Source organism: Streptomyces sp. NPDC002602 (assembly GCF_042889445.1).
Taxonomy (GTDB): domain Bacteria; phylum Actinomycetota; class Actinomycetes; order Streptomycetales; family Streptomycetaceae; genus Streptomyces.
This window is the reverse complement of record NZ_JBIAQX010000023.1, coordinates 50,559-75,763: the sequence shown is the minus strand read 5'-3', so window position 1 is coordinate 75,763 and position 25,205 is coordinate 50,559. Positions and strand designations below refer to the sequence as shown.

Below are 25,205 nucleotides of genomic sequence, written 5' to 3'. Positions count from 1 at the left end.
GAGGAGACGATGAGCATGTCAGCCACCCCCGCCGGACCGGTCGCCCCGCCTCCGCCGGATCCGTTCGCGGTGATCCGCACCCGCGGGTACGCCGTTCTGCTGGTGATGACGGCGCTCCTCGGCATCCCGGTCTCCGCGGCGGCCTTCGGTTTCCTCGCGCTCGTGTCCGAACTCCAGTCGCTGACCTACACCGACCTCCCCCGGGCGCTGGGGTTTCACGGAACGCCGTCGTGGTGGCCGATCCCCCTTCTGGCCCTGGCCGGGCTGCTGGTGGCGCTGACGATCCGGCACCTGCCGGGCGAGGCCGGGCACAAGCCGGCCGAAGGCCTCGTCACCACCGGCGCGCCGAAGCCGATCGACCTCCCCGGTATCGCACTCGCGGCCGTGGCCTCGCTGGGCGCGGGCGTGGTGCTCGGTCCCGAGGCGCCCCTCATCGCGTTGGGCGGTGGCCTGGCCGTCTTCTTCGGCCGGGCGGTGAATCGTGACATCAAGCCCGAGGCGAGCGCCTTGCTGGGCGCCGCCGGGAGTTTCGCGGCCGTCAGCACGCTGCTCGGGTCACCGCTCCTCGGCGCCTTCCTCCTGATGGAGGCGGCCGGTCTGGGCGGCGCGATGATGGCGATCGCCATGGTGCCGGGCCTCCTCTCGGCCGGTATCGGCGCGCTCTTCTTCACCGGTCTGGGATCGTGGACGGGCCTGGGCACCTTCTCGCTGGTCCTCCACCATGTCCCGCAGGCCGCACGCCCGGACCTCGCCGGGTTCGGCTGGGCCATCGTCATCGGGGCACTGGCCGCACTCGCCGGCACCGGGATCCGCCGGATGGGCCTGTCCCTCCAGCACCGGGTCGAGCGCCGACGGGTGCCGGTCACCGTCCTGGTCGGCGCCCTCGTGGGAGTGGTGGCGCTGGTGTACGCCGAGTCGACGGGCAAGGAGGCGTCCGAAGTCCTCTACTCCGGCCAGGACGCGCTCGGGCCGCTGCTGGCCGGCCAAGCGGGCTACTCGGTGGGCGCCCTGGTTCTCCTCGTGCTCTGCAAGGCGCTCGCCTACGCCCTGTCCCTCAGCGGCTTCCGCGGCGGCCCGGTCTTCCCCTCGATGTTCGTGGGGGCGACGTTGGGCCTGGCCATGGCGCACCTCCCCGGGCTGGACGTGACGTCCGGCTTCGCCATGGGTGTCGGTGCGCTGTGCGTGTCCATGCTGAGACTGCCGATGACCTCCGTGTTGCTCGCCACCCTTCTCCTGGGGACGCAGGGCCTCACGGTGATGCCGGTCGTGATCGTGGCGGTCGTGGTCTCCTACGTCCTCACGCTCCGGCTCGCCCCGGCCCCCACTTCGACGCCCGCCCCGACACCGGCGTCCCCGTAGTCGCCGACCACGCCCACCCGCTCCGCCCGCACCCCGACCTGGAGGCCCGATGCCCGAGAGCCCGACCGGACAGCAGTTCCTGCTGCGCAGCGGTGAGCAGAGCGCCGTCGTGGTGGAGCTCGGAGCCGGGCTGCGCGGTTACACCGTCGGCGGGCGGCCCGTCCTGGACGGCTACACCGCCGACGAGCCGATCACGGGGGGTCGTGGGCAGCTCCTCGCCCCCTGGCCGAACCGCGTCAGCGGCGGACGGTACGACTGGAAGGGTGAGGAACTCCAGCTCCCGCTGACCGAACCGGAGGCCGGGAACGCCATCCACGGGCTGCTCCGCTGGGCCTCGTGGGAGCCGCTGCAGCGTGCCGAGGACCGCCTCCTGCTCGCGGCCACCCTCTTCCCGCAGCCCGGCTACCCCTTCCACCTCGGCGTTCGTGCGGAGTATGCGCTCGGGTCCCAGGGGCTGGCGGTCACCGTGACGGCACGCAACCTCGGGGGGAGTGCCGCGCCCTACGGGGTCGGCCAGCACCCCTACCTGACGGTGGGCACCGAACGGGTCGACGAGGCCGTGGTGACCCTCCCGGCCCGGGCGTGGCTGCCGCCCGCCGATCAGGGAGCGCCCCTCACTCCGCGACCCGTGGAGGGCACGGAGTTCGACTTCCGTACGCCTCGCGTGCTCGGCCCGCAGCACCTGGACACCCCGTTCACCGAACTGGAACGGGACTCCGCCGGCCGGGCCGTGGTGCGGATCGCGCACCCTTCGGGTTCCCACGGCAGCGACCTGTGGCTGGGCGAGGGGGCGGCGTACCTCCAGGTGTACACAGGTGACACCCTGCCCGTCCCGGACCGACGGCGAGGCCTCGCCGTGGAGCCCATGTCCTGTCCGCCCGACGCGTTCCGGAGCGGGGCCGGCCTGGTGGAGCTCGCGCCGGGCGACCTGCACACGTTCCGCTGGGGGCTCAGTCCCTGGACCGCGGCTCGCTGAGGAGCGCCGGGTGTCCCCGCGGAGCGCACCGATCAGGGGCGGAGGTCCCAGGGAAGCCTTTCTCCGGCGGTCCCCTGCAATTGCTTCAGCCGTTCCTGATCCTCCTCCAGCAGGGTGAGGATCTCGTACGCGTAACTTGCTGAATTGGTGCTCGCACCGGACAGGACTTCGGCGTAGAGGTGCCACAGTCCCCGACGGACCTCGGCTTCGCATTCGGCCGCGACGTCGCGGCCCCGCAGGGCCGGTACCGGTGCCTGCGTATCAGCAGTGAGGATGAACAGAAGCATCTGTGTGTAGGCGTCACGGCTGTACGCGGGAGTTCGCGAGGCCAGCACGGCCATGATGACCGAGACGACCGGCAGGGACGGCTCAAGGAACATGTCGGCGGGTGACACCACGTGCCGCTCGACACCGTCGTAGCCGATCCCGGCCCCCTTCTCCGCCTGCCCGGCCAACTCGAGGAGCAGCGCCGGAACATGGTCTGCCGTCTCGCCACAACCACAGAGCATCGCGCTCCAGTCGTGACGTCGGATCTCCATCTCGACGAGTTCCAGTGGGTTCATGCCCCTCCTCACGCTCCGCCCCTCTCGGTCCGGTTCGGTCCGAGTCTCGGGCGCGAGGTTGCCGCCGACTTCCACCACTCCCGTCCGCGCCTCGACCCTCGCCCGGCAACCCTACGGCCGGGTCACACATCGCTGCCGCCCCGGGTGCCGGGGGGTGCTCCTCGCGTGTATGTCAGGGGTGCTCCTCGCGTATGAGTCAGCGGCCGGAAGCGCAGGACGGGCACAGCCCGCGGTAGGTGATCTCGACCTCGGACACCGTGAAGCCGAACCTCTCCTCGGGGGGCAGCTCGGCCGGTGTGCCGGTCACGTGCACGTCACGGATGACGCCGCAGTCGGAGCACACCAGGTGCTGGTGCGGATGGTGCGCGTTGGGGTCGAAGCGCTTCGCGCGACCCTGAACGGAGACCTCCACCACCTCGCCGAGCGCCACCAGCTCGCCCAGGGTGTTGTAGACGGTCGCTCGGGCGATCTCGGGCAGCCACTGAACCGCGCGGGCGTGCACCTCGTCGGCCGTGAGGTGCACGTGGTCGCCGTCGAGGACTTCGACGACGACACGCCGCTGGGAAGTCATCCGCCAGCCGCGCCCTCTCAGCCGTTCCAACAGGTCACTCATATCGGCTCACCTTTTCAGGCTCGGCGGGGACAAGGGGAGTCTAGTGCTGTGACCGGAATGGTTCACCGTGTCACGGCGCCAGGCACGCGGGGCCGCTCTTGACGGAAGGCGCTGACGGCCTTGACGGGTCGGTTCGATGGCCCCCGATCCTTTCCATTCGAGATGATCGGAATATCGACTCATTCCGGTTCCCGCGGGCGGGGTCTCGATTCTCCTTTCGACTGCTTGTTGTGCGGAGGTGCCCCGCGTGTTCTCGTAACGGCGAGCTCTCCGGTGCGCGACCATACGGACGCGCCGACACACGCTCGATCATCGGCGTCGTTCGTGCCACAAAGCGCCAAGAGCAAAGCAGCCAACCGATGGAAACACCGACACAGGAAGAAGGACGGACGTGTCCGGCAGCGACAGCGAGAACCCAGTAATTCCTGCCCCGACTCCCGCGCCGACTCGCCCCAGGTCGAATCGTGACTGGTGGCCGAATCAGCTTGATCTTCAGGTTCTGCACCAGCATTCGCCTCAGGCCAATCCGATGGACGAGGGCTTCAGTTACGCGAAGGAATTCGCGACCCTGGACGTCGACGCGCTGAAGCGGGACGTCTTCGAGGTGATGACGGCGTCGCAGGATTGGTGGCCCGCCGACTACGGCCATTACGGGCCGCTCTTCATCCGCATGAGTTGGCACTCCGCCGGTACGTACCGCATCGCGGACGGTCGGGGCGGTGGCGGGGCCGGCGCTCAGCGCTTCGCCCCCCTCAACAGTTGGCCGGACAACGCGAGCCTCGACAAGGCGCGCCGTTTGCTCTGGCCCGTCAAGCAGAAGTACGGCCGGAAGATCTCATGGGCCGACCTCCTGGTGTTCGCCGGCAACTGCGCCATGGAGTCGATGGGGTTCAAGACGTTCGGATTCGCCTTCGGCCGGGAGGACATCTGGGAGCCGGAGGAGATCTTCTGGGGTCCCGAGGACACCTGGCTCGGTGATGAGCGCTACAGCGGCGACCGGGAACTCACCGGTCCTTTCGGGGCCGTGCAGATGGGGCTGATCTACGTCAATCCGGAAGGCCCCAACGGCAATCCGGATCCGGTGGCTTCCGCCCGCGACATTCGCGAGACCTTCGGGCGCATGGCGATGAACGACGAGGAGACGGCCGCGCTCATCATCGGCGGTCACACGTTCGGCAAGTGCCACGGCGCGGTGGACGCCGAGTACATCGGCCCCGAGCCCGAGGCGTGCCCGATCGAGCAGCAAGGCATCGGCTGGAGGAACACCCACGGCAGCGGCGTGGGCGTCGACGCGCTCACCAGCGGGCTGGAGGGTGCGTGGACCTCCGAGCCGACGAAGTGGGACAACGGGTACCTGGACAACCTGTTCCGGTACGACTGGGAGCTGACGACGAGCCCGGCCGGCGCGAAGCAGTGGACGCCCACGGATGCCTCGGCCCGGGACACCGTGCCGGACGCTCATGATCCGTCGAAGCGGCACGCTCCCATGATGCTGACGACGGACCTCGCGCTGAAACTGGATCCGATCTACGGGCCGATCGCGAAGTCCTTCCACGAGAACCCGGACAAGCTCGCGAAGGCGTTCGCCAAGGCCTGGTTCAAGCTGTTGCACCGCGACATGGGCCCGCTGTCGCGCTACCTCGGGCCGTGGATCCCCGAGCCGCAACTGTGGCAGGACCCCGTCCCCGCGGTCGATCACGAGCTGGTGTCGGACGAGGACGTCGTCGACCTCAAGGGCAGGATCCTCGCTTCGGGTTTGTCCGTCTCCCAGTTGGTGAGCACCGCCTGGGCGTCGGCGGCGAGCTTCCGCGGGACCGACAAGCGGGGTGGGGCCAACGGGGCGCGGATCCGGCTCGCTCCGCAGAAGGACTGGGAGGTCAATGACCTGCCCGAGGTGGCCGAGGTGTTGCGGACCCTTGAGGGGATCCAACAGGAGTTCAACGGCTCCCGGACGGACGGAACGAGGGTCTCGCTCGCCGACCTGATCGTGCTGGGCGGGTGCGCGGCCGTCGAGCAGGCCGCGAAGAACGCCGGGCACGACATCGCAGTGCCGTTCGCGCCGGGACGTACGGACGCCTCGCAGGAGCAGACCGACGTGGAGACGTTCGCCGTGCTCGAACCGAAGGCGGACGGGTTCCGCAACCATCTCCCGGCGGGAGAGAAGTTGTCGCCGGAGACGCTTCTGCTGGACCGCGCCAACCTGTTGAACCTGACCGCACCCGAGATGACGGTCCTGATCGGCGGCATGCGGGCCCTGAACACCGGCTTCAGGCAGGTCCCACACGGCGTGTTCACCGACCGCCCGGAGACGTTGACCAACGACTTCTTCGTCAACCTGCTCGACATGGGCACGGTGTGGAAGGCGTCGGACTCGGCGGAGAACGTGTTCGAAGGTCGGGATCACGCGACGGGTGAGCCCAAGTGGACGGCCACCGCGGTCGATCTCGTCTTCGGTTCGCACGCGCAGCTCCGGGGGATCGCGGAGGTGTACGCGTCCAAGGACGCGGGAGAGAAGTTCGCACGTGATTTCGTGGCCGCGTGGAACAAGGTGATGAACCTCGACCGGTTCGACCTCGTCTGATCGCGGTAAGCCGGTCGGCCTCCCACCGGCCGGCCGGCCGGCGCCGCGGCGGCCGGCACCCCGACAGCCGGCACCCGACAGCCGGCGATCGATCTCGGGGGCGTGAACGGTGCTTTGTGCGGGGCGGGCGCGAGGGGTTCCCGTCGAACCGGGCCGGTGGCACCGCGGGAAACCGTCCCGGCCGGACACACGCCGCAGGGGCGCTGACTTTCCGGCCGGGCTCTCGCGCTCGGTGCGGCCGCGTCGTGAGGCCGGACGCTTCCCTCGCGCGGTCGCGGGCAGACGCGGGACAAACAGCCGCCGAAGGGACGCCCATGCTCATCGCCGTGATCGTGCTCCTGCCCGCCCTCCTGTGCGGTGTTCTCGCGCTCGGCAGGTACGAGGAGATCCTCCTCGGGTCGTCGCAGGACGACCGCCCGTCGCAGCCGGCAGCCACCCGGCCCGCCGAGGTGGCACCTGTCGCGGCGCGTCCCGCCCGACACCGTGCGCCCGGTCGGCATTCCAGGCGCGTGCCTCGTCCCGCCCGGCTCAGCGCCTAGGCCGTCTCTTCCGGATCTTGCCTGACCCGCGCCGCCCGGCAAGATCCGAAAGAGACGGCCCAGGTCTCCCGCCGGCAGCCGCAGGACGTCGGGACGCTCCCGCCGGTCATGGTGTGGTGCCCGTGGTTTGGAGCAGTACGCACTCGTCGAAGTTCATACAGCCGCACTCCAGGCAGTCCGCGACCGCCTGCCGCAGGGCCTGGGTCGCTGCGATGTGCTGGTCGAGTTCGGGCAGCTTGCGCGTGGCCATGTCCCGCCACTGGCGGGTGGCGGACGGTGTGGCGTCGCCGGCCGGCAACTGCGTGATCTCCGCGAGGGTGAATCCGGCTCGCTGGGCCATCTTGATCAGGGCGATCCGGCGGACGGTGGTCGCGGGCCACGTTCTGCGTCCGCCTTCCCGGCGAGCGCCGGGCAGTAGGCCGCGCTCTTCCCAGTAGCGCAGTGTCGAAGCGCGCACGCGGGCCTTGTCCGCGAGTTCACCGATGGGCAGGTACCGCATGCCGGCCCTCCTTCTTGTCCGGTTTCAACCACGCGTTCGGCCTTGACTTCAAGCGTGCTTGAAGGACGACCGTGACCCGCATGTTCTCAGTTGCCCCGGGGCGCCTGGTGCCCGGCCCCTACCGCTCGCTGTTCGCCGACCGGACGTTTCGGCGGCTGTTGCCGGTCTTCGCGCTGTCCGATCTGGGTGACGGCATGTCCGTCGTCGCCGTGACGTGGCTGGCGTTCGCGTTGGGGCACGACGGCGGCCGAGGCGCGCTGGCCGGCATGGCCGTCGCCGCCTACGTCCTTCCCGGTGCCCTGGGCGCGCTGATCCTGGGAAGGTGGATGCGGCACCTTTCCGCACGCCGGCTCCTGGTCATCGATTCCGCGTTGCGGGCGGTGTTGCTGGGGGCGATCCCGCTCGCGCACGCGGCGGGGCTGCTCGCGCCGGCCGTGTACGTCGGGCTCTTGGGCGCTTCCTCGCTGCTGCACGCCTGGGGCAAGGCCGGCAAGCACTCCCTGTTCGTCCCCCTGCTCTCCGACGAACAGCGTCTGACGGCCAACAGTGTGCTCAGCACCAGTCTGTGGAGCGCGACCATCGTGGGACCGGCTCTCGCGGGTCTTCTCGTGGGAGCGGTGTCCCCGGCTTGGATCATCGGCTTCGACGCCGCCACGTTCGCCGTGCTCGCTCTTCAGGCCGGCCGCACCGTTGTGCCTCCCACGTCGGAGCCGGTGGCGGCGCCGGTGACCGGCGCGCAGCGAGGGCTGAGCATTCTGCTCCGCCGGCCGGAACTCCTCGGCCTGCTCGTGGTGACCTGGGTGTTCAACCTCGCGTTCGGCCCTGTCGAAGTCGCCCTGCCCCTGTTCGTATCCGGGAACCTCCATGCCGGCGCGGGGCTCCTGGGCTCCTATTGGACCGCGTTCGGCATCGGAGCCGTCATCGGCGCCCTCGCGCTGGGCGCGGCCAAGCGGCTGCCGCTGTGGCCGGCGATACTCGGCATCGTCGCGGGACACGGCATCGGCATGCTCCCCTTCGCCTTCACGCACTCCCCCGCCCCCTCCATGATCGGCTTCGCTTTCGCCGGGCTCCTCTACGGCCCCTATTCCGCGCTCTCCATCACCCTGATCCAGGGCCGGGCACCAGCCGAGGCACTCACGTCGGTGCTCGCAGCACGCGGCGCCGTACTCCTGACGGCCTCGCCTCTCGGAGCGGCGCTCGGCGGCTTCCTCCTCGACCGGACCAGCGCCCCCGCCGTCCTCGTCGGCTGTGGTGCGCTGATGATCGCCGTCGCCCCCGTCGGCGCCGTCGCGTTGAAGCTCTCCGGAGACCACCGGCAGCGACGGCGGCGCTTGCCCGATCAGGGCCGGCAAGCCTGACCCGCCGGCCCGCAGAGCAGCTCGCGACCGCCGACGTGGCGTGCAAGCGGCGGACGGGGCTGACCGGCACAGGAAACGGCGTCGAGCGTGAGCACCGGGCGCGGTTGCCGGACGCGGAGAAGACCGCCATCGGCGAAGCCGTTCTGAAACGCGAGACCCGGCTGACGCGCGTGTCCGAGGTACTCGACGGGATCGGCCGAGCGCGCCCGCCGACCCGCGGGTGACCTGGTCGCGGGGGCTTCGATGCGCGGGAGGTGACGCCGGCGGTCCGGCGCGCCACCTGAACGGACGCACATGGGGGCGGCGGCATCCCGGTAGCCATCACCGGGACACGCGAGGCATCTCCCCTCCCCACGCAAACGGTGAAAGACATGACCCAGCACAGCGCCGAACGCAGGCTGAACGGTCCGCAGACCAGCGGCCGCGAGTACACCGACCTCTCCTCCGCCGAGTTCGCCGTCACCACGGAACTGAACGTGACCGTCCGGCTCAGGGACGGAGTCGAGCTCTTGGCCGATGTCCGCCGTCCCGCGGCGCCGGGCCGGTACCCGGTCCTCGTCGCCGCCTCCCCGTACCCGCGGCAGATCCAGACGTCCGGCATCCCGCTGCCGATCGTCGAAGCCGGGCAGAGCGACTTCTTCGTGCCCCGCGGCTACGTGCACGTGATCGTCAACGAACGGGGCACGGCCGGTTCGGGCGGCCGGTGGAGCATCTTCGACGAGCAGCAGCGTCAGGATCTGTACGACGTAGTCGAATGGGCGGGTACTCGGGACTGGTCGTCCGGGCATGTCGGAATGATCGGCATCAGTTTCTACGCCATGGCCCAGATGGCCGCCGCCACGGCCGCCCCGCCGCACCTGAAGGCGATCTTCCCGGTGGGGCTGAGTTCCGACCTCTACGACCTGGTGCGGCCCGGCGGGCTGATGAACAAGACCTTCATCGGTGGGTGGTCCGTGGCCATGGCCGTCGCCGCGACCCGTTCGGAGCACCTGCTGCGCGGTCCCCTCCTGGAAGCCGCGCGCAAACTGTTCCAGAACCCTCGGGTCCACGCGAAGACCGCGACCATGAACGGGGAAGCGGCACTCGGTCTCCTCCAGGGCGCCATGCGAGGCTCCTACCCGAGCGAGCCGTGGGACGAGATCTGGCAGAACCTCGCGCTCAGCCGCCCCTTCCGGGACGACTGGTGGCAGGAGCGCAGCCTCATGTCGCGGCTGGACGCCATCGGCGTCCCGGTTCATCTCGGGTGCGACTGGGACAACGCCCCCGTGCACCTCCCTTCGACGTTCGACACCTGGGCGGGCTTCCAGCGGCTGGCCGACGACGTGCGGCCCCCGGTACGGATGACGCTCCTCGGCCCCGGAGGCCTCAACTGGCCCTGGGAGAGCCTGCACACCGAGGCCCTCGCCTGGTTCGACCACTGGCTCAAGGGACGTGACACGGGAATCATGGAGGGGCCACCCATCCGCTACGTCCTCACCGGTGGCGGGGACGACCAGTGGCGCACCGCGGACAGGTGGCCGCCGCCCGAGGCGGTACTGACCCCGTTCAAGCTTCAGGCCGACGGCGCCCTGGTCCGGGACGGCCGGACCGACGGGAGCCGCAGCTATCTCGCGCACGCGGAGACCGCGGCTCGTCCGTCGCGAGCCGCGCACCGGCCGGACCTCCCCGACACCCTGAGCTGGACGACTCCCCCACTGGCGGCCGACCTCGATTTCGCCGGCGACATCGAGTTGCGGCTCGACGCGGCCATCACGGACTGCGACACCTCGTGGATCGTGGCCCTGGAGGCCGTGGACGAGGAGGGCAGGTCCCTCGTCATCTCGCCCGGTTGGCTGCGGGCCTCCCTGCGCGAGGCCGACGAGGAGCGGAGCACTCCCGGACGGCCCTCCATGTCGTGCACGACACCGACGGCCGTGCCGCCCGGTGAAACGGTGCACTACCGGATCCCGTTGTGCCCCAACGCCCGCCGGCTGCCGGCCGGTCACCGGCTCCGTCTCACCGTCGGCAGTTCCGATGCGGCCGGCGGCGTACCGAAGGCGCTCGGCATGGAGCACCAGCCGGCCGGCGGGGTGTCCGTCAACACCGTGCACGCCGGTTCCACGCTGTGGCTGCCGGTCCTCGCCCGCGGTTGACACCGCCGCCGACGCCACCGTCCACAACGAGTCACCCAAAGGGATGCTTATGATTTCGTCTGCTTGCTAAGGTGCGTGCTTATGGATGGCATCTCGATGAAGACGATCGGCCTGCTCGGCGGGATGAGCTGGGAGTCGACGGCCGAGTACTACCGGCTGCTGAACGAGTTCACCCGCGAGCGGCTCGGCGGACTCCACTCGGCGCGCTGCGTGCTCTACTCCGTGGACTTCGCGGAGATCGAGCAACTCCAGGCGCAGGGCCGCTGGGACGAGGCGGGCGAGGTGCTGGCCGCGGCCGCCCGGTCGTTGGAGGCCGCGGGCGCCGATCTCGTGCTCCTGTGCACGAACACGATGCACAAGGTCGCCGACCAGGTGCAGGCGGCCGTCTCGGTTCCGCTGCTGCACCTGGCCGACGCCACCGCGGAAGCGGTGCGGGCGCAGGGCCTGCGTCGGGTCGGCCTGCTGGGTACGGCGTTCACGATGGAGCAGGACTTCTACCGGGGGCGCCTCGCGGCGGGTGGACTGGAGGTGTCGGTGCCGGATGCCGACGGGCGGGCCCTGGTGCACCGGGTGATCTACGAGGAGCTGTGCCTCGGTGTCGTGCGGGAGGGATCCCGGACCGCGTACCGGGAGATCATCGCGGGCCTCGTCGCGGCCGGCGCCGAGGGCATCGTCCTCGGCTGTACCGAGATCGAGCTGCTCGTGGGCGCCGAGGACAGTCCGGTGCCCGTCTTTCCCACGGCGCGGATCCACGCGGCGGCCGCCGTGGCGGCCGCGCTCGGCTAGCACTTGGTGGGCACCTGTCCTGCGGGTCGTGCCGAGGGCGTCACGCCGGGGGCCTCATGTCGGGAGCGCCGCGGAAATCATGGTGCGCTCCGGCCTGCTCACGGTTAACCTGCCTCGTCGCGAACAGGCCACGGAGGACCCTCATCATGAGCAGCACAACACCGGCGTTTCCCGAGCGGATCGAGCTTTCGGGAGAAGGTCTCGTCCTGCGCGACTGGACGGAAGCGGACCTGGACTCGATGCCCGGACTCTTCGACCATCCCGACATCGCTTACTGGACACCGATCGTGTCCCCCTTCGACGACGACGCCGCCCGCGTCCGCCTGGGTCGGGCCCGGCAGCTACGGGCGGAAGGCACCACGATCCTTCTCGCCATCACCGTCGACGGAGGCGCTCCGCTCGGCGAGGTGATGCTGCGGCGCGCTCCCGAGGGAACCGAGATCGGTTACGCGATCGGTCCGGCACACCGCGGTCGGGGGCTCGCCGCACGCGCGGTACGGGTGATGTCCGCCTACGCCTTCGAGCAACTGGGCACGGAGCAACTGATCCTGGAGCTGGAGGCCGAGAACGGGGCCAGCGTCTCCGTGGCCACCAAGGCGGGCTTTCGGCTGCTCGACGTACCGCTGATCACCGGCGAGGAGAAGGGCCGGCCCTACAGCCTGCAGACGTGGGGGCTCCCCCGCTCCTGACGTGCCGGAACCGGCGCTGCGGGCCGCTGGCCCCCGCCGAGGCGGCGGATCGACCCGGATCACCGGGTCAGGCTCCCTCCACCGCGGGCCGTACACCCCCTCCCACCTGCGGTTTCGACGTCGGGAGATGCGGGCGGGCCGACCTCGGCGCAGACTCGGGTCTTGGAGGTCCAGCGGCGACGTGGCTGCTGGACTCCCCGCTTCCAGCCGAACGAAGGAAGGTACCCCATGGCTTCCGGATCTGGTCGAATACAGCGCCGGTGCACCATCGCCTGCGCGTCTTCCCTGCTGGTACTCGCGGGAACCGTCGGCGCCACCACGGTGGCCGTCGCGGCCCCGTCCGCACAAACCGTGCTCCCGGCCGCGAGCGACCCGGGCAAGATCCTCGAACTGGTCAACAAGGCACGTACGGATGCCGGCTGCGAGCCCCTGACGGTGGACCCGAAGATCACCGCGGCTGCGCAGGAGTACGCCAACGACACGACGACCAACCACACGGGCTCGGACGGATCCAGCATCAAGGACCGACTGACGAAGGCCGGAGCGACTTTCACCACCGGCTCCGAGAACATCGCCTGGGGCAGCGGCGACGAGAAGACGCACGTGGACGGCTGGCTGAAGAGCGCAGCCCACGCGGGCGCCATCAAGAACTGCAACTTCAAGAAGACGGGCGTCGCCGTGTCCGGTGACAGGATCGTCCAGGTGTTCACGGACTGACCCGGCCTCCCGCCACACCCCACCCGAGCGCGAAACTGACGCCGTACCGCGGTCGCGGTACGGCGTCAGTGCGTGGGGCGGCGCCGCTGAAGAGCGCCGGCGCATGCGAGCCCGGCGTGCGTGGCCGCGCACGCGAAAGCGCCCGGCCGGGTAGTCCCGGCCGGGCGTTTCGTGCGTCTGCTGCCCGCTGGTGGCTCAGTACCAGTGGTGGGCCTGCCAGAAGTTCCACGCACCGACGGGGCTGCCGTAGCGGGAGTTCATGTAGTCCAGGCCCCACTTGATCTGGGTGGCGGGGTTGGTCTTCCAGTCCGAACCGGCGGAGGACATCTTCGAGGCCGGCAGGGCCTGGACCAGGCCGTAGGCGCCCGAGGAGGAGTTCGTGGCGGTGTGGTTCCAGCCGCTCTCGTGAGAGACGATCTTGTTGAAGGCTTCGAACTGCGCCGGGTCCTTGATCATCTGCTGGGCGATCGCCTTGGCGCTCGTCGGGGCCGCCTGGGCGGGAACCGTGGCAAGCATGGAACCGGCGACACCGAGGGCGACGACGGTGCCCGCGAGGGACTTCTTCGAAGCGGCGATGCGGCGGATGACGGAGTGGGACACGGACAGACCTTCCGAAGGGGACAAGGGCGGTCGCGGCATGTCCGAGACATGCGTGAGCCACTCACGCGGTGGAGAGGGGATCGTCGGCGGCGGGTGAAGCACCCGTGCCGCCTTGCGACTCATCCAGTTCTACAGACGCCCCGACGGCCTGGCAACGCCCCCTCCTACTACGCGCCCTCGCAGTCGGGGACCGCGGACTCTCCGGCGGATCTGGGGGCTGGTTGCCAGGAGAGCCGGTGTGAGGCGGCGAGGTCGGCCTCTCGGGGCTACTAGACCGGCTCGTATGTGATGTGGGTCCTATGGGGCGGGTCACCACCAGGGCGCCTGAATCTCACCGAATGTCACTGTTCGGGCACCTTCGAGGGGGTGGGTCGGACGTCCGGATCATCCCGCGATCGAAGGAATCCGCGTCCCCGGGTCGATCGAATCGCGGGCCGCTCGGGCCCAGGATCTCGGCCGACATCAGCCCACCCCCTGGCCCGTGCGGACCGGAATCCGGCACGGGCCAGGGGGTGGCCCCCGAACCGCCTGGTCAGTTGTTCATGTCGTCGTTGAAGCGGTTCGAGCAGTCCTGCTGCTCCTGCCGCGTCTGGGCGTTGTCCAGGCAGGACCGCAGGTCCTTGCCCTCGTCGGAATTGAGGATGGACACCCCGACGGCCACCAGGATCGCCGCGATGACCACGGTCACGGCGCCCAGGACCAGGCCGGTGATGGCCATACCGCGCCGGCCGGCGCCACCGCGGGCTCTGCGGAGGGCGGCTATGCCCAGGCCGATGGCCACCAGTGCCAGCGGAATGCCCACGAACCACAGCCAGAGCAGCAGCAGGGACGCGATGCCCGTGACCAGGGCGGCCACGGCCAGGCCGTTGCCGCCCGTGGCGGGCGCGTAAGCCGGTGCGTGGTGGGCGTGAGTGTCGTTGGGGGAGCTGTACGCGTCGGACACGGGATGTCCCTTCCTGGAGTCGACCGATGGACAACTTCTGCGCTGAGCAGTGGTGTTCAGGCCGTCTGCCACGGTCCGCCCGCCGCAAACCCTCCTTGCCGGATCGTCAGCGGGCGCGACGGATACGGATCGGGCCGCGGGCCCTTGCCGGGTCGACGGGCCGGCCGGCCTGGGTGATCTCCACCTCGCCGGCCGCGAGCAGCCGCCGGGCCGCGTCGCGGGCGGGTTCCATGAGCGCGCGCCAGCCGTCGTCATCCCCGTCGTACACCGCCCGTGCGGCGTCGGAAGGGCAGATCGTCGCGGTCGGGGCGCGACGTTCCAGCAGCTCCAGGATGGCTCGTTCCAAACGCCGATCCGTCTGCCGTTCGATGTCCGTCACTCTGCCAGTGTCGCGCGGACGAGGACGGTGTCCGGACCCGGACCCGGCGGGGACGCCCGCTCGGCGGAGCGCATTCAGGTACGACCCCGACGGCGGCCGAACCACCGGGCGATGTCGTAGGACCTGATCGTTTCTGCATGATCCACTCGCCGACATGACCCCACGCACCCGGCTCGTACCGGCGATCGCCGTCACCGCCGCCCTGTCCTTCGGCGCCCCCCTCGCCACCGCTTCCCCGTCGGCCGCGACGCCGGAGCCGACCCCGGCGCCGCTGACCACGGCCGCCGCCAACGGGGTGCCCGGCACCTACATCGTGACCCTCGGCACGGGTGTGGACGCGGCGAAGCTCGCGCGGCGGCTCAAGCTGAAGCCGACCTTCGTCTACGGCAAGGCCATCAACGGGTTCGCCGCCCCGCTCGACAAGCTGCGGTTGGACATCGTCCGCGCGAACCCGGGCGTGAAGGCGGTGGAACAGGACGTCAAGGTCATGGCCCCGCCGCGGCCGGTCACCGCGCCGGGCACCCGGGCTCCCGCCAAGTCCTGGGGTCTGGATCGGATCGACCAGCGGGAGTGGGACAAGGCCAACGGCCGGGGCGACGGCCAGTTCACCCCCCAGGGCAGCGGTGCCGGGGTGACCGCGTACATCCTCGACACGGGCATCGACTACGCCCACGACGAGTTCGGCGGCCGGGCCACCTTCGGTTTCGACGCGGTGGCCGACGGGCGTCAGGGCCAGGACTGCAACGGCCACGGGACACACGTCGCCGGCACCGTCGCGGGGAAGACGTACGGGGTCGCGCGCGAGGCCGACCTCGTCAGCGTCCGCGTCCTCGACTGCGAGGGCCGGGGCTCGTACTCGGGGATGATCGCCGGATTCGACTGGGTGCTGAAGAACGCCAAGCAGCCGGCCGTGCTGAACGGCTCCCTCGGCGGGGACAGGTCCGTGACCCTCAACAATGCCGCGACCGCGCTGTCCGACGCGGGCGTCCTCCCCGTGATCGCGGCCGGCAACGATTCCAAGGACGCGTGCCAGGTCTCCCCGGCCTCCGCCGACCGTGTGTACACGGTCGGGGCTTCCAACCGGTGGGACGAGGAGACGTCCTTCTCCAACCACGGCGCGTGCCTGGAGATCCATGCGCCGGGCGAGGACATCGTCTCGGCGAAGCTCGGCGGCGGCGCCGTCTCCCTGAACGGCACCTCCATGGCCTCCCCGCACGCCGCCGGCGTCGCCGCGCTCTACAAGCAGGCCCACCCGACCGCGCCGTCCGTGGAAGTCGCCGGGTTCCTCTCCGCCGAGTCGACCAAGGACGCCCTGAGCGCCGTCGGCAAGAGCAGCCCCAACGAGCTGCTCTTCACCAACGGCCTGTAGTCCCCTCCTCCACCGGCGCCCCGACCGCCCTACCGTCCCGCTCGACGGCACTGACGTCCGGGTGCGCCCGCAGCGCTGCCAGTTGCCGCCCGTCCAGGTCGGCGGCGAAGCCGCGCACCGCGCTGCGGTACACGTACCGGGCCTCCGTGACGCCGGTTTCGCGCATCACCCGCTCGGGATCGGCGCCTGGGGCGAGCGTGACGATGTACGTCGTGCGCTCCCCGGCTTCCTGAACGGCGTGGTCGGCGGGGTCGGCGTACGCGGCGGGCGCCAGAGCGACGGGAGCGGCGAGCAGGAGGACGGCGGCCAGTACGGGACGCGGGATCACAAGCGGACGACGCACGGGGAACTCCATGGGGTGAGGGGACGACTGCCACCCCCTCCTTCGGCCACCGGACCCCGCGCCTTGAACATCGGGCCTTGCCGGCCCGTGTACGTCCTGCGCCCGTCCCCCGCCCGCGCCACCCGAGTCGAATCCCAGTGGGGACCTCGTGGAGACGCTGGTGCGCAGGCACGCGTGCGCACCACCGTCCCACCGCCGGCGCCCCTGCGACCCCTGTGCCGCGGCCGCGCCGCCGGCGCCCGGAGTGGCGGCGGCGCCCGGAGTGGCGGCGGCGCCCGGAGTGGCGGCGGCGCCCGGAGTGGCGGCGGCGCCCGGAGTGGCGGCGGCGCCCGGAGTGGCGGCCGCGTAGCTCTACCGGTCGCCGCCGGGCGGCGGAGTCATCGTCCGGAGTCGGCTCTCCAAAGCGCGTACCTCCGCGAGGGAGGGCGCGTACAGCGCCGGGATCTCGGCCGCGAGCTCGCGCATGAGGGCCACCGCCTCCGTGACGGCGGCCAGGGCCTCGGCGAGGTCGATCCCGGCCTCGGCCCGTACCCGGGCGTGGAACGCGAGTGCCAGGGCGAGATCGCCCCGTCGTGCCACGGGGTTGATCGCGGCCTGCTCCCGCATCATCGCCAGGGCCCGGGTGGTGACCTCGGCCGCTTCGCGGAGCCGTCCCAGGTCGGCGAGCGCCGCCGCGAGGAGGGACAGCGCGTCGGCGAACAGCGCACCGTGGACGCCGGGTTCGGCTTGGTCCAGCTCCTGGAGGATGGCGACCGACTCCTCGGTGGCGGCCAGTGAGTCCTCCCGGCTGAAGCGCGTCCGGGCCACGTTGCCGAGTCCCATCGCCAGATCCCGCCGGTGCACCGCCGGATTGACCTGCGCCAACCGTCGGTAGAGCGTCACGGCCTCCTCGGCGCTCCTCAGCGCCCGGCGCTTCTGGTTCCGTGCCGATTGGCGGCGGGCCAGGTTGTTCACCGCGTGAGCGAGGCCGACGGCGTGGCCGGCCGGGTCCGTCGAGCCCAACCGACGGTACAGCGCGACGGATTCCCTGGTGACCTTCAGCGCCTCGGCGTGCAAGCCCAGCCGGGACAGCACCACACCGAACTGACTGAGTGCGTTGGCGAGTTGCGGGCGGTAGGAGGCGTGCGCGCGGGCGAGCCGGCGATACAGGCCGACGGACTCCCGGGTCACGTCGACGGCCTCCTGGGGACGCCCGAGTCCCCACAGGGCGGTACCGAGGCCCAGCAGGGTGGCCCCCAGTGGTGCGGCGAAGGTCGCGTCGGCCTGCCGGCCACGCCCCAGGGTCACGGCTTCCGAGGCGGTGCGCAGACACTCCTCCCAACGCCCCAGCTTCGACAGGGCCTCGCAGCGGAGCACCAGGAGGTAGGCGAGCGACGCGGCCGCGCCCGGGGCGTCGTCGGACCCGCCGGTCCGAGCGCCGGCGATGCGCTCCCGGAAGAGCCGAGCGGCCTCGTCCGTCGCCGCCAGGGCCTCTTCGTACCGGCCGGAGACCACCAGCCTGCTGCTTAGTTCGAAGGCCGACCGGGCCGGGTCGGGCACCTCGTCGTTCCTCGGCGTCTCGTCGGTCATGGCACTCCTCGGCTCGGGGACGGCCGAGTGTGGGCTCGACCCGCCTTACAGAGAAGCGAACTGACGCATCGTCGACTGGTCCCCCCGCGCGCCGATCGACCCCGCCAGTATGCACTCGGGAGCCGTCCCCGGACCGGGAAACGGCCTTCTCCGTCCGCGTCGCGGGGTTCAGGCCACCGCGCCGGTGAGCCCGGCGGTGCGCGTGGTGCGGCGGGCGATGTTCGAGGCCGACGATCCGTCGTACGCCGGCATCATGACGATGACCCGGGACCTCACCGAAGCCGGTGGCGGGCGGGTGTGACCGTCACCTCCACGGGTGTGCACCCGGTGTCGACCAGGCGGACCAACAGGCCGCGATCGCCTCCTCGCCGGCCCATCTCGCGTCGTACGTCGAAGGGTCCGACCGACTCGGGTCGCCGGGTTCCGGCCGGCGCCCGCCGGCCGGTACCCATCCGGTCCCGGCCGGTTCCGTCACCCGGGTCAGACGGCCACGGAGGTGCCGAGCATGGCGGATGCCTGCTGGAGCGGGCTGAGGGCGCGTACGGGCATGGCGACCCGGGGAAGACCGCGGCAGGTGAAGCCGAGCTGGGTCATGGCGCGGAGGACTTCGCCGGCGCTGAAGTCACGGCGGTCCTGGCGGGTGATGACCTGCCCGACCTGCTTGGCGGGGTAGGTACGGCGGCCGATGATCACGGATTCGCCGGTGACCTCTTCGGGCTTGACGCCCTTCATCGTTTCCAGGACGCCGCTCTTGGTGAGGTCGAACGGGAAGCGGGCGATGACGCAGCGCATGATGCCTCACAGGGGAGAAGGTGGACGAGCGGTGGTGCCGAGGTGAGGCGGGTCAGCGTGCGAGGGCGAGGGCGCCCGGGGCGTTGCCTTGTTCGCCGGCGAGGGGAAGGGCGTCGAGCCGGCGGTGGCGCGGCGCGTACACGGGCTCGGGCCGCATGGCCACGGGCGGGGACGTGAGCGCCCCGCGGTCAACGGGGATGTCGCGCAGTCGGACCCGGTCGGTGTAGGCCGGGCCGTCGCGGAAGGCCGTGAGCCCGGGTCGAGTGACGATGCCGGTGCGGTGGCCGTCCTCGTCACGGACGAGGAGGTGACTCGTGCGGGCACTGGCCATGACGTACAGGGCCACCTCGACGGTCATGTCGTCGCAGACCTGGAGTGCGGCCACCTCCGTGGATTCGGCCACCGTCGGGTGTGCGGGGTCGGGCTTCGGCGGGTGGGGTTGCATCTGGACGAGCGTCAAAAGGTACCTCCTGCAGAGATGGGTCAGTTTTCTCATCAGGACGTTCTAGGCCGCCGTGTCGAAGGTGGAGGGCTGCCTCACGTTCGCGCGGCGGGCGGCCGCGGGCGTGGTGGGGCGGCGCCTGCGGCGGGCGGCGGCGGTGCTCTTGGAGCGCTCGACCACCGGGGCGGTGATGGTCACGGGGACGCCGGAGGGAGTCTGGGCGCCGGTGATCCGGTGCAACTCGGCCTCGCCCGAGCGGACCTGGGTGGTCTGGGGGACGATGCCTGCTGCGGCCATGAGCCGGGTCATCTCGCGGCGCTGGTTGGGGGTGACCAGGGTGACGACGCTGCCGGACTCGCCTGCGCGAGCGGTACGGCCGCCGCGGTGGAGGTAGTCCTTGTGGTCGGTCGGCGGGTCCACGTTCACCACGAGGTCGAGGTTGTCGACGTGGATGCCGCGGGCGGCGACGTTCGTGGCGACGAGCACGGTGACGTGTCCGGTCTTGAACTGGGCCAGGGTCCGGGTGCGTTGCGGCTGCGACTTCCCGCCGTGGAGGGCCGCGGCGCGGACTCCGCTGTTCAGGAGGTCCAAGGTGAGGCGGTCCACGGCATGCTTGGTGTCGAGGAACATGATCACTCGGCCTTCGCGTGCCGCGATCTCCGTCGCCGTCCGCTGCTTGTCGGCGCCGTGCACGTGCAGGACGTGGTGCTCCATCGTGGTGACCGCGCCCGCGGACGGGTCCACGGAGTGCACGACCGGGTCGGTGAGGTAGCGGCGCACCAGGAGGTCGACGTTGCGGTCGAGGGTGGCGGAGAAGAGCATCCGCTGGCCTTCGGGGCGGACCTGGTCCAGAAGGGCGGTGACCTGGGGCATGAAGCCCATGTCGGCCATCTGGTCGGCCTCGTCGAGGACCGTGATCGCGACCTGGTTCAGCCGGCAGTCGCCACGGTCGATGAGGTCCTTGAGGCGTCCCGGCGTCGCGACGACCACCTCGACGCCATTGCGCAGGGCAGCGGCCTGGCGGCCGATCGACATGCCGCCGACGACCGTGGTCAGGCGCAGCTTCACCGAGCGGGCGTAGGGCGTGAGGGCGTCGGTGACCTGCTGGGCGAGCTCGCGGGTGGGTACCAGGATCAGGGCCAGGGGCTGGTGGGGTTCGGCGCGCTGTCCGGCGGTGCGGGCCAGCAGGGCCAGGCCGAAGGCCAGGGTCTTGCCCGAGCCGGTGCGGCCGCGGCCGAGCGCGTCGCGGCCGGCGAGGGTGTTGGGCAGGGTCGCGCCCTGAATCGGGAAGGGAACGCTCAGGCCCTGCGCGGTGAGCGCGGCCAGCAGTTCCCCGGGCATGTCGAGGTCTGCGAACGCCTCGACGGCGGGAAGCGCCGGGGTGATCGTTTTGGGCAGGGCGAACTCGCCCTGGAGTGCGGCGGGTCGCCGCCCGTAGCCGCCCGAACGGCTCGGACTCGCCGAACGGTTCGGGGAGGCCGCACCGAAGCGGCTGCCCCGCCCGGACCCTGCGGCCGAGTTGTAGGCGGTGCTGCCGGTGCGGCCGCGTGAGCGAGAGGAGCGGTCGTTCGTACGTGTGGGGTTCATAAAGAACCTTCCTTGACATGGCGCGTATCAAGGAATTCCCGCGGCGGAAGAGCAGCACGGGAAAACACGAGAACGGGCCGTAGGAAATGCGAAAGCGTCTGTTCCATACAGAAACAACTGCGGGCACGGGCGCTTGAAGGGGCGATGCCGGGCAACGCCCTTGGGGCGAAAGTCTGGGCCGCGGCTCGGGACGGAGCGCTTCGGCTGGAGCATGTGGCTCGTTGCTGCGAAAACGTCCGTTTGCCCGGAGGGAGCCCACGGATGGGTGTCATTGCGCAGGAGGGGAACACTGCGGAAGAGGTCCGCAGCTGGGTCCGACACCCCGAGGGATGCGGGTCCCAGCTACGAAGTGCGTGTCGCGTCAGGCGGGAATGATGTTCTCCGCCAGCGGGCCCTTCGGACCCTGCGCGATGTCGTAGGTGACCTTCTGGCCTTCGAGCAGCTCATTGATGCCCGGGGTGGTGATGTTCGCGAAGTGGGCGTAGAGGTCGGCGCCGCCGGCGTCCTGCTCGATGAACCCGAACCCTCTTGCCGCGTTGAACCACTTCACAGTGCCGGACGCCATGTCGAGTCTCCCTTGGGGCAGTACGCCGGGACCCGCGATGTGCGGATGACCGGGTCGCCGCGATGATGCCCCGCCGGGAAATAACCGGAGATAAGCAAGGGCTTCCAGCGGCGAATAAGCCGGTGGAACCGCTTGAAGTTTTGGGAACCACAACTGCAACTGAGATCGACAGTAGCACGCCGTAGCGGTGTGAGTGCGTTCAATAATTGCATTCGGCCCGTTACCGCACATACCTTCCGTGCGGCGGACGTTAAACCCTCATGTCGCCGTCACAGGTATGGCCGTACTCAGGTGAATGGCCCCGGAGGATCCGCTCGCGGTCGCTCACCGCCTGCGAAATGCCCGGGCCCGCGTTCGCCGACCTGCCCGACGCCGCAGCGCACGGATGGGGTGCGGCGCCCGCCGGTACCGGCGGGCCCACCCGTTCCTCAGGAGCCTGCCGGCGGGCCGGTAGATTCGGCTGCCCGGCGGTATTCGTCGTTGATCCGCCGGGCTTCCTCCAGTTGGTCTTCGAGGACGATGATCCGGCAGGCCGCCTCGACCGGAGTGCCTTGGTCAACCAGCTCCCGCGCACGGGCCGCGATGCGCAACTGGTAACGGGAGTAACGCCGGTGACCACCCTCGGAACGCAGTGGGGTGATCAGTCGTGCCTCCCCGATGGCACGGAGGAAACCGGGGGTGGTGCCGAGCATCTCCGCCGCCCGGCCCATCGTGTAAGCCGGGTAGTCGTCGTCGTCAAGACGACCGTACGAACTGTCTGCCGTCATCGCACCTCTCTGTGAAATCCTTGAAACGCGTCGAGGGGCCCTGGTGCCGTACGGCACCAGGGCCCCGAAGGAACTGCCACACCATCTGCCGGCCCTACTGATACGCCGGCCTTCTGTATCCACAGGCCCGACCCATATGCGGTCCGGACTGCGGGGATCGCGGTTGCTTGACCGGAGACCACCTCACTGACGAGTGTCCTGCGGTACCCGGGCTCACACATTCCACCCGGGCGATCCTGATGGCGACCAACCCCTCCGTTCTTCCCTCTGAGACCGCTCACTTACCAAACGGGAACTGCGGTACTGAACCACTGCGAACTGCGACTACTTGTCCTGCCAACCCGGCAGTTCGTCTCTGCCAGGCCCTATCGGTCTTGCCGATCTCGGCTACAGGAGAAACCATAACCACACCACCACTCGATGTCTACTCCCGCCAGCATAGATTTTTGCGCGTTCGAAGGTGAGGCAATTGATCTCGAACAGCGACGGGGCAGTCACCGGCGGTTGCGGTGGGCCCTCGGCGGGTCCGCCCGGACGGCCGGTTCGGGCCGGCCGGGGTCCCCCCGGACGGCCCGGTCGGGTCAGACGGGGCCCCGTGATGGTGGCCCGAGAGGACCGTGAGTGATGGTGGCCCGAGAGGACCGCGTCCCGGCTCGCCGGGTGCCGCAGCGTCGGTCGGCTTCACCGCCCCACGAACAGGAAGTCACCGAAGACCACGGATGGGTAGGCCTCGGCGAGCAGCTTGTAGTCCGAGGGCAGCCCCACGCCCAGGCATTCCTCCACCTCGGCCCAGTCGACGCCCGAGGGATCCGTACGCCGGAAACGCGCGAGCTCAGGTGCGACACGCTCCAGGGCGGCAACCGCCGAGGCGGGATCGGTCAGTCGCCGATGCGGTACCCGAGTGTTGATGAGAGCGTCCACGCGGGCAGATTGCCAGGTCGAGGATTCCCCCCTTCACCGGTACCGGCCAAGGGAATCGCCGTCCGAGGGCACGGTCCGCGTCGACCACGGAGCCCCCGCGCGATCCCGCCGATCGGTCGGGACGGGCCGGAGATCACGTACACCCACGAGGCATCGCCACGGCCGTCTGGCAGCTCCGCGTCCTCATGCTGGGCGCATTCGGGCGTTCCGACAACGCGGCGAGGTGCCGGGGCAGGCGTCGTGCGCCCGCCGGGGACTGCGGGACGGCCCCTAGGCTGTGGCGCATGGAGTCCTACACCATGGGTCAGGCGTCCGAACTGCTGGGCGTGAGTGTCGACACGGTCCGGCGATGGGCGGACGCGGAGCGGTTCCCCACTCATCGCGAGGGCAATCGCCGCATCGTCGACGGCCCCGACCTCGCCGCGTTCTGCGTGGAGATCGCCCAGGAGAGCGCCGAGGACGACACCTCCTCCACCTCGGCCCGCAACGCGTTCCCGGGCATCGTGACCGGTATCAAACTCGGTGATGTCGCCGCCCAGGTGGAGATCCAGGCCGGCCCTCACCGGGTGGTGTCCCTGCTGACGCGTGAGGCGGTCGAGGAACTCGGCCTGCGGGCGGGTGTGCAGGTCACGGCGCGGGTGAAGTCGACCAGCGTGCATGTCGACCGCGGTTGACCCCGCCGCCGTGAAATGGGGAACGCGGCTGCCCGGTGACGGGCCGCGCGAGGAGGTCGAGCGCCTGAGCCGTAGTCGACGTCACCGGCCTCGGCCGAGGCCTCCGGGCAGCCGTGTGCCGGCGGGGGCGGCGACGGTGTCGCGCAGGTGGTCGTCGATCGCGGCGAAGGTCGCTCCGGGTTGTTCCAGTTGCGGGAGGTGGCCCGCCTCGGGGATGACGTGGAGCCGGCCGTCGCCGAAGGCTTCGGCGTAGGCGGCGCCGTAGGCGGGACTCGCGATGCGGTCGCTCTCGCCCCAGAGCAGGAGAGCGGGAATCTCGACACGCCGCAGCCGGCGGAGCAGCTCCGGGTCGTGCATGTAGGGGTCGCCGGCAAGGACGCGAAGGGTGGTCATGTTGTCGCGCTGGAGGGCGACTTGGTCGGCCGTAAGCGTCTCGGTGGCGCGGTGGAAGCGCGCCGGATCGTGCCAGGCGTACTCGGCCACACCGCGGGCGTCGAGGGCGAAGAAGTCCCTGATCGGCTCGCCCTCGACGTGGACGCCGACGGGGTCGATGAGAACGAGCCCGGTCAGGATTCCGGCGGTGTCCCGTACGGCCATCTCCGCGGCGATCCAACCGCCGATCGAAGAGCCGACGACCAGGACGTCGCGCAGCCCCCGGTCTTGGAGGTACCGCAGGTAGGCGACGGCGAGATCGTCGATGCCGGTCAGCCATCCCGGGCGGTGGGCGCCGTCCCATCCCGGATGGACGGGCGTGATGGCGTGTGCGGTCCGTGCGAGGTGGGAGGCGAGGCCGGCGACCGTGGCCGGCCCCCCGCCGCCGTGCAGGATCAGGCAGGGCCTGCCGGTTCCGCTTTCCGTCAGGGTGAGGGACAGGTCCGGGTACAGCGCGACGCTCTTGTTTGTGGGCATGCCAAAACCCTAACTAAACTTGTTGAGTTAAACAACCTTAGTCATGCCTTAGGGTGGACCCATGCCCGATGAACCACAGCTCCTTGGCAGAGCGGTGAAGCAGGCCCAGTACAGGCAACACCGCGCACTGGACAGCCGCCTCGCCGCCGCCGGCACGACACTGGCGCAATGGGATGCTCTCCGCGCGATCAGTCGGACACCCGGCGCATCGGCCCGCACCCTCGCCTCGGCGACATTCCAGAGCGAGCAGGCCTTCGGTACCCTCGCCGGCCGGCTCACCACCCTGGGGCTGATCGAGCGGAGGCCTGGAGTCGGCCGGCGCATCGAGCACTACCTCACGTCCTCCGGCGAGGAGGTCCTGGGCACAGGACACCGGATCGCCGACGAGGTCCTCGCCACGTGCTACTCGGACCTGTCCCCGGCCGACCGGGCCACCTTGCTCCACCTGCTCCAGCGCATCCACGGCATCGACGGCGGCGCGGAAGCTTAGGCCGGCCCGTCACGAGAGCTGTTGTCGGCGCCGAAGGGCGTCC

Annotated in this window: 27 protein-coding genes; 12 read left to right on the top strand and 15 right to left on the bottom strand. The window is 70.5% G+C overall.

Annotated elements, in window-relative coordinates:
- Positions 1-15: 15 nt before the first annotated feature.
- Positions 16-1,359, top strand: coding sequence for a chloride channel protein (locus tag ACFYW3_RS35675; protein ID WP_389388553.1), 1,344 nt, complete (start codon positions 16-18; stop codon positions 1,357-1,359).
- 49 nt (positions 1,360-1,408) lie between these two features.
- Positions 1,409-2,335, top strand: a complete 927-nt coding sequence (locus ACFYW3_RS35670) for an aldose 1-epimerase family protein (protein WP_351756622.1) — start codon at positions 1,409-1,411, stop codon at positions 2,333-2,335.
- Positions 2,336-2,367: 32 nt separating this feature from the next.
- Here ACFYW3_RS35670 and ACFYW3_RS35665 read toward each other — a convergent pair whose 3' ends face one another.
- Both ACFYW3_RS35665 and ACFYW3_RS35660 read right to left on the bottom strand, forming a co-directional pair.
- Entirely contained in the window at positions 2,368-2,898 is a 531-nt protein-coding gene (locus tag ACFYW3_RS35665) for a hypothetical protein (RefSeq protein WP_389388552.1), read from the bottom strand.
- Between the two features lie 196 nt (positions 2,899-3,094).
- Positions 3,095-3,511 carry a Fur family transcriptional regulator gene (locus tag ACFYW3_RS35660; protein ID WP_351756616.1) on the bottom strand — a complete coding sequence of 139 codons (417 nt, stop codon included), beginning with the start codon at positions 3,509-3,511 and terminating at the stop codon, positions 3,095-3,097.
- Positions 3,512-3,902: 391 nt separating this feature from the next.
- Here ACFYW3_RS35660 and katG point away from each other — a divergent pair, with 391 nt between their 5' ends.
- Both katG and ACFYW3_RS35650 read left to right on the top strand, forming a co-directional pair.
- Complete coding sequence (gene katG, locus ACFYW3_RS35655) at positions 3,903-6,092, top strand: catalase/peroxidase HPI (protein ID WP_389388551.1); 2,190 nt, start codon at positions 3,903-3,905, stop codon at positions 6,090-6,092.
- 314 nt (positions 6,093-6,406) lie between these two features.
- Positions 6,407-6,631, top strand: a complete 225-nt coding sequence (locus ACFYW3_RS35650) for a hypothetical protein (RefSeq protein ID WP_389388550.1) — start codon at positions 6,407-6,409, stop codon at positions 6,629-6,631.
- Positions 6,632-6,737: 106 nt separating this feature from the next.
- Here ACFYW3_RS35650 and ACFYW3_RS35645 read toward each other — a convergent pair whose 3' ends face one another.
- The gene (locus ACFYW3_RS35645; protein WP_389388549.1) at positions 6,738-7,130 is read right to left on the bottom strand and encodes a MerR family transcriptional regulator; all 393 of its coding nucleotides are present in this window, start codon (positions 7,128-7,130) and stop codon (positions 6,738-6,740) included.
- A gap of 80 nt (positions 7,131-7,210) precedes the next feature.
- Here ACFYW3_RS35645 and ACFYW3_RS35640 point away from each other — a divergent pair, with 80 nt between their 5' ends.
- From ACFYW3_RS35640 to ACFYW3_RS35620, 5 genes are all read left to right on the top strand, one after another.
- Entirely contained in the window at positions 7,211-8,488 is a 1,278-nt protein-coding gene (locus ACFYW3_RS35640; RefSeq protein ID WP_389388548.1) for an MFS transporter, read from the top strand.
- Positions 8,489-8,859: 371 nt separating this feature from the next.
- Positions 8,860-10,620 carry a CocE/NonD family hydrolase gene (locus ACFYW3_RS35635; protein WP_389388547.1) on the top strand — a complete coding sequence of 587 codons (1,761 nt, stop codon included), beginning with the start codon at positions 8,860-8,862 and terminating at the stop codon, positions 10,618-10,620.
- Positions 10,621-10,716: 96 nt separating this feature from the next.
- A complete protein-coding gene (locus ACFYW3_RS35630) occupies positions 10,717-11,406 on the top strand; it encodes an aspartate/glutamate racemase family protein (RefSeq protein WP_351756670.1) in 690 nt (229 codons plus the stop codon).
- 143 nt (positions 11,407-11,549) lie between these two features.
- Positions 11,550-12,095, top strand: coding sequence for a GNAT family N-acetyltransferase (locus ACFYW3_RS35625; protein WP_389388565.1), 546 nt, complete (start codon positions 11,550-11,552; stop codon positions 12,093-12,095).
- Between the two features lie 228 nt (positions 12,096-12,323).
- Positions 12,324-12,812 carry a CAP domain-containing protein gene (locus tag ACFYW3_RS35620; RefSeq protein WP_351756600.1) on the top strand — a complete coding sequence of 163 codons (489 nt, stop codon included), beginning with the start codon at positions 12,324-12,326 and terminating at the stop codon, positions 12,810-12,812.
- Positions 12,813-13,007: 195 nt separating this feature from the next.
- Here ACFYW3_RS35620 and ACFYW3_RS35615 read toward each other — a convergent pair whose 3' ends face one another.
- The 3 genes from ACFYW3_RS35615 to ACFYW3_RS35605 all read right to left on the bottom strand — a co-directional run bounded on the left by ACFYW3_RS35615 (position 13,008) and on the right by ACFYW3_RS35605 (position 14,734).
- Complete coding sequence (locus tag ACFYW3_RS35615) at positions 13,008-13,451, bottom strand: transglycosylase SLT domain-containing protein (protein ID WP_389388546.1); 444 nt, start codon at positions 13,449-13,451, stop codon at positions 13,008-13,010.
- Between the two features lie 493 nt (positions 13,452-13,944).
- Entirely contained in the window at positions 13,945-14,355 is a 411-nt protein-coding gene (locus ACFYW3_RS35610) for a DUF4190 domain-containing protein (RefSeq protein WP_351756594.1), read from the bottom strand.
- Between the two features lie 106 nt (positions 14,356-14,461).
- Positions 14,462-14,734, bottom strand: coding sequence for a DUF3253 domain-containing protein (locus tag ACFYW3_RS35605; RefSeq protein ID WP_351756591.1), 273 nt, complete (start codon positions 14,732-14,734; stop codon positions 14,462-14,464).
- Between the two features lie 154 nt (positions 14,735-14,888).
- Here ACFYW3_RS35605 and ACFYW3_RS35600 point away from each other — a divergent pair, with 154 nt between their 5' ends.
- Positions 14,889-16,103 (top strand): S8 family peptidase, encoded by a 1,215-nt coding sequence (locus ACFYW3_RS35600; RefSeq protein ID WP_389388545.1) that lies wholly within the window; start codon positions 14,889-14,891, stop codon positions 16,101-16,103.
- On the opposite strand, the gene ACFYW3_RS35595 is transcribed toward ACFYW3_RS35600, so the two are convergent.
- The 8 genes from ACFYW3_RS35595 to ACFYW3_RS35560 all read right to left on the bottom strand — a co-directional run bounded on the left by ACFYW3_RS35595 (position 16,087) and on the right by ACFYW3_RS35560 (position 23,089).
- Entirely contained in the window at positions 16,087-16,446 is a 360-nt protein-coding gene (locus ACFYW3_RS35595) for a protease inhibitor I9 family protein (protein WP_389388544.1), read from the bottom strand. The genes ACFYW3_RS35600 and ACFYW3_RS35595 overlap by 17 nt on opposite strands.
- A gap of 351 nt (positions 16,447-16,797) precedes the next feature.
- Positions 16,798-18,015 (bottom strand): tetratricopeptide repeat protein, encoded by a 1,218-nt coding sequence (locus ACFYW3_RS35590; RefSeq protein WP_389388543.1) that lies wholly within the window; start codon positions 18,013-18,015, stop codon positions 16,798-16,800.
- A 480-nt stretch (positions 18,016-18,495) separates the two neighbouring features.
- Positions 18,496-18,807 (bottom strand): SCO5918 family protein, encoded by a 312-nt coding sequence (locus tag ACFYW3_RS35585; protein WP_389388542.1) that lies wholly within the window; start codon positions 18,805-18,807, stop codon positions 18,496-18,498.
- A 52-nt stretch (positions 18,808-18,859) separates the two neighbouring features.
- Entirely contained in the window at positions 18,860-19,267 is a 408-nt protein-coding gene (locus ACFYW3_RS35580; RefSeq protein ID WP_389388541.1) for a hypothetical protein, read from the bottom strand.
- A gap of 45 nt (positions 19,268-19,312) precedes the next feature.
- The gene (locus ACFYW3_RS35575) at positions 19,313-20,836 is read right to left on the bottom strand and encodes a DEAD/DEAH box helicase (protein ID WP_389388540.1); all 1,524 of its coding nucleotides are present in this window, start codon (positions 20,834-20,836) and stop codon (positions 19,313-19,315) included.
- A 361-nt stretch (positions 20,837-21,197) separates the two neighbouring features.
- Entirely contained in the window at positions 21,198-21,401 is a 204-nt protein-coding gene (locus ACFYW3_RS35570; RefSeq protein WP_329439553.1) for a cold-shock protein, read from the bottom strand.
- 428 nt (positions 21,402-21,829) lie between these two features.
- Positions 21,830-22,168 (bottom strand): MerR family transcriptional regulator, encoded by a 339-nt coding sequence (locus tag ACFYW3_RS35565; RefSeq protein WP_351756567.1) that lies wholly within the window; start codon positions 22,166-22,168, stop codon positions 21,830-21,832.
- A 681-nt stretch (positions 22,169-22,849) separates the two neighbouring features.
- Positions 22,850-23,089 carry a hypothetical protein gene (locus tag ACFYW3_RS35560; RefSeq protein WP_389388539.1) on the bottom strand — a complete coding sequence of 80 codons (240 nt, stop codon included), beginning with the start codon at positions 23,087-23,089 and terminating at the stop codon, positions 22,850-22,852.
- Between the two features lie 284 nt (positions 23,090-23,373).
- Between ACFYW3_RS35560 and ACFYW3_RS35555 the strand changes: the two genes are divergently transcribed.
- Positions 23,374-23,763 (top strand): TOBE domain-containing protein, encoded by a 390-nt coding sequence (locus ACFYW3_RS35555; RefSeq protein WP_351756561.1) that lies wholly within the window; start codon positions 23,374-23,376, stop codon positions 23,761-23,763.
- Positions 23,764-23,844: 81 nt separating this feature from the next.
- Here ACFYW3_RS35555 and ACFYW3_RS35550 read toward each other — a convergent pair whose 3' ends face one another.
- On the bottom strand, positions 23,845-24,672 hold the full coding sequence (locus ACFYW3_RS35550; protein WP_389388538.1) for an alpha/beta fold hydrolase: 828 nt from the start codon (positions 24,670-24,672) through the stop codon (positions 23,845-23,847).
- Positions 24,673-24,733: 61 nt separating this feature from the next.
- On the opposite strand from ACFYW3_RS35550, the gene ACFYW3_RS35545 reads away from it, so the two are divergent.
- The gene (locus tag ACFYW3_RS35545; protein WP_389388537.1) at positions 24,734-25,162 is read left to right on the top strand and encodes a MarR family winged helix-turn-helix transcriptional regulator; all 429 of its coding nucleotides are present in this window, start codon (positions 24,734-24,736) and stop codon (positions 25,160-25,162) included.
- Positions 25,163-25,205: the final 43 nt, after the last annotated feature.